Source organism: Immundisolibacter sp., from assembly GCF_041625615.1.
Taxonomy (GTDB): domain Bacteria; phylum Pseudomonadota; class Gammaproteobacteria; order Immundisolibacterales; family Immundisolibacteraceae; genus Immundisolibacter.
The window spans coordinates 1-6,284 of record NZ_JBFJTF010000131.1 but is presented as its reverse complement, the minus strand read 5'-3'; the positions used below and the strand labels follow the sequence as shown (position 1 = coordinate 6,284).

General features: G+C 67.0%; 7 protein-coding genes and 1 pseudogene. 2 read left to right on the top strand and 6 right to left on the bottom strand.

Features of this window, described 5'->3' with window-relative positions:
- The 3 genes and pseudogenes from ABYX71_RS09800 to rimP all read right to left on the bottom strand — a co-directional run.
- Positions 1-371: pseudogene (locus ABYX71_RS09800) on the bottom strand (translation initiation factor IF-2); the annotation flags it as partial.
- Positions 372-445: 74 nt separating this feature from the next.
- Positions 446-1,948: a transcription termination factor NusA gene (gene nusA / locus ABYX71_RS09795; RefSeq protein ID WP_372696317.1), complete on the bottom strand. Its 1,503-nt coding sequence runs from the start codon at positions 1,946-1,948 to the stop codon at positions 446-448.
- Entirely contained in the window at positions 1,938-2,426 is a 489-nt protein-coding gene (gene rimP, locus ABYX71_RS09790) for a ribosome maturation factor RimP (protein ID WP_372696316.1), read from the bottom strand. Before rimP ends, nusA begins: the two co-directional genes overlap by 11 nt.
- Positions 2,427-2,769: 343 nt before the next feature.
- Here rimP and ABYX71_RS09785 point away from each other — a divergent pair, with 343 nt between their 5' ends.
- Positions 2,770-3,078 carry a Dabb family protein gene (locus ABYX71_RS09785; protein ID WP_372696315.1) on the top strand — a complete coding sequence of 103 codons (309 nt, stop codon included), beginning with the start codon at positions 2,770-2,772 and terminating at the stop codon, positions 3,076-3,078.
- A 97-nt stretch (positions 3,079-3,175) separates the two neighbouring features.
- On the opposite strand, the gene epmA is transcribed toward ABYX71_RS09785, so the two are convergent.
- Entirely contained in the window at positions 3,176-4,129 is a 954-nt protein-coding gene (gene epmA, locus ABYX71_RS09780) for an EF-P lysine aminoacylase EpmA (protein WP_372696314.1), read from the bottom strand.
- A 6-nt stretch (positions 4,130-4,135) separates the two neighbouring features.
- Positions 4,136-4,705: an elongation factor P gene (efp, locus tag ABYX71_RS09775; RefSeq protein ID WP_372696313.1), complete on the bottom strand. Its 570-nt coding sequence runs from the start codon at positions 4,703-4,705 to the stop codon at positions 4,136-4,138.
- A 36-nt stretch (positions 4,706-4,741) separates the two neighbouring features.
- Between efp and epmB the strand changes: the two genes are divergently transcribed.
- Entirely contained in the window at positions 4,742-5,749 is a 1,008-nt protein-coding gene (epmB, locus tag ABYX71_RS09770; protein ID WP_372696312.1) for an EF-P beta-lysylation protein EpmB, read from the top strand.
- A gap of 24 nt (positions 5,750-5,773) precedes the next feature.
- On the opposite strand, the gene ABYX71_RS09765 is transcribed toward epmB, so the two are convergent.
- On the bottom strand, positions 5,774-6,196 hold the full coding sequence (locus tag ABYX71_RS09765; RefSeq protein WP_372696311.1) for an NUDIX hydrolase: 423 nt from the start codon (positions 6,194-6,196) through the stop codon (positions 5,774-5,776).
- Positions 6,197-6,284 lie beyond the last annotated feature (88 nt).

Genomic DNA, 6,284 nt, shown 5'->3' with positions numbered 1-6,284 from the left:
TCCGGTGGCGGCGGCGCAGCCGGCTCGGCCGCTGGCGCCGCTTCCGCCATCACTTCCGGCGTCTCGTCCGCCGACGCTTCGACTTCCTCGCGCTTCACGTAGGTGCGCCGCTTTCGCGTCACCACGGTGACTTTGCTCGGCGCAGTGGCACCGGGCGTCGCGCCCGGGCCGGGCCGGCGCGCTGGCGCCGGTTGGCGCAACTCGGACACGACCTGCCGCGTCAGCGTGATCTTGCGCGGTTTGGGACTGGCCTCGTCCGCGTCGGCACCGTGCGAGCGGCGCAGATATCCGAGCAGTTCGGCCTTTTCGTCGTCGGTGATCTCGTCGGTCGCCGCGCGCTTCCCGACACCGGCTTCCTGCAACTGGCGCAAAAGGCGCTCTACCGGAACCCGGATGGAAGCTGCGAACTGTTCGATTGACTGTGCTGCCACGTGATCTAAACCTCTCAGGCCTGCGCGTCGTCAGTGAACCAGGCCGCGCGTGCGGCCATGATGAGCTGCCCGGCAAGCGCCTCGTCAAAGCCGTCTATCTCGACCAGGTCGGCGACAGCCTGATCCGCCAGGTCCTCACGCGTAATCACACCGTGGGCCGCCAGCTGATAGGCCAGGCGCCGTGTCATGCCGTCAACCTCCAACAGGTCGCTCGCCGGCTCGGCGTCACCCAACTGCTCCTCACGGGAGATCTCCTGCGTGAGCAGGACATTCTGGGCCCGGCTGCGCAGCTCATCCACCAGGCCCTCGTCGAACTCCTCGATCGCCAGCAACTCGGCCACCGGCACAAAGGCGATTTCTTCGACGCTGGTGAAACCTTCCTGCACCAGGATGTCGGCGACGCTCTGATCCAGGTCGAGTTTGTCGACGAACATCTGCCGCAAGCCGCTGATTTCGGCCTCCTGCTTCTCGGCCGCCTGCTCCTCGGTCATGAGGTTCAGGTCCCAGCCGGTCAGTTCGCTGGCCAGGCGCACGTTTTGCCCGCCGCGCCCAATGGCAATCGACAACTGGTCTTCGGCGACCGCCACGTCCATGGCGTGCGTTTCCTCGTCCATGGTGATCGACACCACCTTGGCCGGCGACAGCGCATTCAACACGAACTGCGCCGCGTTGGCATCGAACAAGACAATGTCTACGCGCTCACCCGCCAGCTCGTTGGACACGGCCTGCACCCGCGTGCCGTGCATGCCGACACAGGCGCCGATCGGGTCGATGCGCGGGTCGAAGCTGCGCACGGCAATCTTGGCCCGCACGCCCGGGTCACGGGCACACCCAACAACCTCGACGATGCTGTCGGCCACCTCCGGCACCTCGCGCCGGAACAGCTCGATCATCAGCTTGGGCGCCCGGCGGCTGAGAAACAGCTGCGGCCCCCGCTGCTCGATACGGGCATCGAGCAGCAGCGCGCACACCCGATCCCCGATGCGAATGTTCTCGCGCGGAATCATTTCCTCACGCGCCAGCAGCGCATCGACGTTGCCACCCAGGTCGACGATCAGGTTGCCGCGGTCCAGGCGCTTGACCTGCCCGACCAGCATCTGACCCAGGCGCGGCGTGTACATCTCGACGATCTTCTCGCGCTCGGCATCACGCACCCGCTGCACGATCACCTGCTTGGCCATTTGCGATGCAATGCGCCCGAAAGGCACTGCCTGCATCGGCTCTTCCACCACATCGTCCAACGTCGCGTCGGGCCGCTCGCGCTGCGCCCGCGACAGGGTGATCTGCTGCTCGGGATCGAATTCGTCGGCGTCATCCGCCACCACGGTCCAGCGCCGGAATGCCTCGTAATTGCCACTGACACGGTCGATGGCCACACGAACATCCATGTGCTCGCCAGCCACCTTGCGCGTGGCGGCTGCCAAGGCGGCTTCGATGGCCTCGAAAATAACCTCCTTGGAGACGCCTTTCTCATTGGAAACGACGTCAACGACCTGCAGGATTTCTTTAGTGTCCATCGCCCTTACTCCGCAGTTCCGCCGCCAGGTCCGGCACCAGGCGAGCCGCCCTGATTTCCACCAGCGGCACGCTCAGCCGCTGGCCATCCACTTCGATTTCGATCACGCCGTCGACCTCACCGCACAGGCGGCCGCGCAGGCGGCGCGCACCGTTCATAGGGCGGTGCAGCTGCACACGCACGTCACAGCCGATGAACCGTCGAAAATGGTCGGCTGTCACAAGCGGCCGGTCCAGCCCCGGGGAAGACACTTCCAGCGTGTACGCGCCCGGCAGCGGATCTTCCACGTCCAACACACCACTCACGTACTGACTGACCTGCTGACAATCGTCCAGCGTGACACCCTTTGGTGTGTCTATGTACAGGCGCAGCACCGGCCTGCGGGTGGCCACATAGTCCACCTGCACCAGTTCGTACCCCAGCTTTTCCAGCGCCGGCGCCAACATTTCACGCAGCCGCTCGCTCAAAGAGCCCGACAATTCGACCACCCAAAAATGAAAAAAGGGCCAAAGGCCCATTCATTAACCGCTGAACAGAGACCGGCCATTATAGCGGCGCACGTCGTGAAAAGACAGTGCGCGACCAAGACGCAGCCGCCGTGCCCGGTCCCGGGATCGGGCCGCAAAAACAGCCGAGGGCGCTTCCCAGCGCCGCTCCCGACGCCGCCGCACGTACGCAACGTCACGGCAGGCTGGCCAGCCGTCGCACTGTGGCACACTCACCCACCCGCGTGTGCGCCCGCCGCGCAAACGGCGCCGGCATTGCACGCGGCATCTTTGAAATCAAGAGATCCAACCGCAACCCCCGAAACTGGAGACTCCGATGATTCGACACATGGTATTGGTCAAGCTGAAGCCCGACTCGGATGCGGCGGCGCAGGCGCTGTTCGCGCGCTTCCGCGAGATGGTCGGCACCTTCGACGGCATGATGACCTTCAGCGGCGGCCCGTACTCCAGCCCGGAAGGCATCAACCGCGGCTTCAACTACGGCTTCTCGATGGATTTCCGCGATGCCGCCGCGCGCGACCGCTACCTGCCGTCGCCCGAGCACGTTGCCATCGCCCAGGACATCGGCCCGCTGCTGGACGGCAGCTTCGACGACTGCGTGGTGGCATTCGACTACGAATGCTGAATCCGCGGCCGGGACGCGCCCTGTTGTAGCGCCCCACCCTCACGGACAGCCGCAGCCGGTTCCGCCCGGCTGCGGCTGTGCCGTCATGGAATGAGATTCACGCCTGCAGCGCCGCGATGTCGTCGAGGTCGAGAGCCAGCATCAGCAGGCGGTCGAGGCCCAGAGCGACGCCAGCACACGCCGGCAAGCCATGACCCAGTGCCGCCAACAGGCCCTCGTCCAAGGGCACCTCAGGCAAGCCCAGCACCCGCCGCGCGAGATTGTCGGCCTCGAACCGTCGTCGTTGTTCAACGGCGTCTGCCAACTCGGTGAACCCGTTGGCCAGCTCGATCCCGTCGACGTATAACTCGAATCGCTCTGCCAGCGCCGGCTGATCCGGCCGCAAGCGTGCCAGTGCCGCCTGACTGGCCGGGTAGTCGTAGACGAACACCGCCCCCAGCGGCGCAATGGCCGGTTCCACCCGACGCGTCAGCAGAATGTCGAGCGCCGCATCCCGGCCGGCGTCGCGCAGCGCTTCCGACGGCTCGATGCCCGCGGCGGCAACCCGCTGCCACAGAACCTGGTCACTGTCCGCCAGCGGATCGACGGCGGCGTGACGCTGGAACAGCTCCCGATAGCTGAAAGCCCGTGCCGGCGGTCGCTGCAACAGCCCACAGACCAGGGACTGCACCTCGTCCATCAGCGCCCGGTAATCGAAGCCGACCCGGTACCACTCCACCAGTGTGAACTCGGTGCGATGCCGGGCGCCCTGCTCGCCGGCGCGAAACGCCTTGCATATCTGGTAGATGCTACCGCTGCCGGCCGCCAGCAGGCGCTTCATGGCGTACTCCGGCGACGGCTGCAGATACCGGCGACCGCTGCCGGGCACGGCCACGTCCAGACACTGCTGCTGCGGGTCGCTGCTCGGCGCCGGACCGAGCAGCGGCGTGTCCACCTCGAGCACCCCGCGCTCGACAAAAAAGGCGCGAATCTGCGCCAGCAGCGCGGCGCGCCGGCGCAGCGTCTCGACACTGGCCGCCGGACGCCAGCGGTCCGCCGCGGCCGTATCCACGTGCGCTTACTCCTTCACGCGCGAGATGTAGTCGCCGGTACGGGTGTCCACACGCAGCATGTCGTCGATCTCGATGAACAGCGGCACCTTGACCGTGGCGCCGCTCTCCAGCGTCGCCAGCTTGGTGGCGCCGCTGCTGGTGTCGCCGCGCACCGCCGGTTCGGTATAGGTCACCCGCATCACCACGTGGTTCGGCGGCGACACGGCAATGGGATCACCGTTCCACAGGGTGATCGTGCAGGTATCCTGCTCCTTGAGCCACTGTGCCTTGTCACCGATGGCGCTGACCCCGGCGTGCACCTGCTCGAACGAGGTCGGGTTCATGAAACACCAGGACTCGCCATCGTTGTACAGGTACTGCATTTCGGTATCGACGACGTCGGCGGCCTCGATCGACTCGCCGGACTTGAACGTGCGCTCCCACACCCGGCCGCTCATCAGGTTGCGCAGGCGCACGCGGTTGAAGGCCTGGCCCTTGCCCGGCTTGACGAACTCGTTTTCGATGATTTCGCACGGATCCCCGTCGAGCATCACCTTGAGCCCGGCACGAAATTCGTTGGTGCTGTAAGACGCCATAATTTCCTCATTCAGAACGTCATCGAGAATCTGTGAATGTCGAATTCCGCCGCGGCCGAGCACCCCACCGTGACGTGGCAGCAGCTGCTGGCCGATGCCGTCAGCGATCCGGCCGACCTGTTGCAGCGCCTGGGCCTGCCGGCCGCACTGCTGCCGGCGGCGCGCCGCGCCGCCGCCCTGTTTCCGCTGCGCGTGCCCCTGCCATACCTGGCTCGGATGCGGCCGAACGACCCGGACGACCCGCTGCTGCGGCAAGTGCTGCCGCTGGATGCCGAGTGCAACCGGCACACCGGCTACAGCACCGATCCGCTGGCGGAGTCGGCCGTACAACCGGTACCGGGATTGCTCAAAAAATACCACGGCCGGGCACTGTTGATCGCCACCGGGGCCTGCGCGGTGCACTGTCGCTACTGTTTCCGGCGTCATTTCCCGTACGCGGACGCACACACCGGCGGCTCGCGACTGGGCCCGGCACTGGCGGCCATCGCCGCCGACCCGAGCATCGGCGAGGTGATCCTGAGCGGCGGCGACCCGCTGACCTTGAGCGACCGGCGCCTGGCCGAGCTGGCACGGCACCTGGCCGACATCGACCACGTCCACACCCTGCGCATCCACAGCCGCCTGCCGGTGGTACTGCCGCAACGCGTGGATGGCGAGCTGCTGACCTGGCTGCGGCGCCTGCCGCTGCGCACGGTGCTGGTGCTGCACAGCAACCATCCAGCCGAGCTGGACGACGCGGTACGCGCCGCGCTGGCGGCGCTGGCAGCGGCGGGCGTGACCCTGCTCAACCAGGCGGTGCTCTTGCGTGGGGTAAACGACGACGCCGACACCCTGGCCGCCCTCAGCACGGCGCTGCACGCCGCGGGCGCCCTGCCGTACTACCTGCACCTGCTCGACCGGGTGCAGGGCGCAGCCCATTTCGACGTACCACAAAGCCGTGGCGAAGCCCTGATCGCCGACTTGCGCGGGCGCCTGCCCGGCTATCTGGTACCCCGCCTGGTGCGCGAGACACCGGGCGCCGACAGCAAGACCGTCATTACCTGACCCTGCGCTGCGCGCAAGGGTCCGTCAGACCGGCTGACACAGGGCGCGGGCCTGCCGCAACACCTGCCGCAGGCCCGCCGTCAGCGGCACGTCGTCCAGTTGTGTCTCGTGCAGCCAGCGGGCATCGGCGGCGTCATCGCCGGCGATGGGCTGCGCATGATCGCCACGCGGCACGGCCACGAAATCGAGAATCACGTAGTGATGGGCGTCGTCCATGCGCTCGATCCAGGTCACCAGCGGACCGAGTTCGACGTCGATGCCGGTTTCCTCGCGCACTTCGCGCCGGCAGGCGGCGGCCACCGACTCGCCCCACTCCACCTTGCCACCGGGTACCGACCACAGGCCCTGTGCCGGCGGGCGGCCACGCTGCACCAACAACACCCGGCCGGCCGCATCGAACACGAACACCCCGACCGCCAGCTGAGGGCGCCTGGTATCTTCACGCATCGTCACGCATTCGGGCCGGCCAGTTCCTGCCGGTAGAGCGCCAGCGCGTCGGAACTGAAGCAGACAAACAGCACCTGTTCGATGCCCG

Coding starts and splice junctions, on each gene's coding strand:
- ABYX71_RS09765 (WP_372696311.1), bottom strand. CDS start 6,196: ATGCGTGAAGATACCAGGCGCCCTCAGCTGGCGGTCGGGGTGTTCGTG.
- ABYX71_RS09785 (WP_372696315.1), top strand. CDS start 2,770: ATGATTCGACACATGGTATTGGTCAAGCTGAAGCCCGACTCGGATGCG.
- epmB (WP_372696312.1), top strand. CDS start 4,742: ATGTCGAATTCCGCCGCGGCCGAGCACCCCACCGTGACGTGGCAGCAG.
- nusA (WP_372696317.1), bottom strand. CDS start 1,948: ATGGACACTAAAGAAATCCTGCAGGTCGTTGACGTCGTTTCCAATGAG.
- efp (WP_372696313.1), bottom strand. CDS start 4,705: ATGGCGTCTTACAGCACCAACGAATTTCGTGCCGGGCTCAAGGTGATG.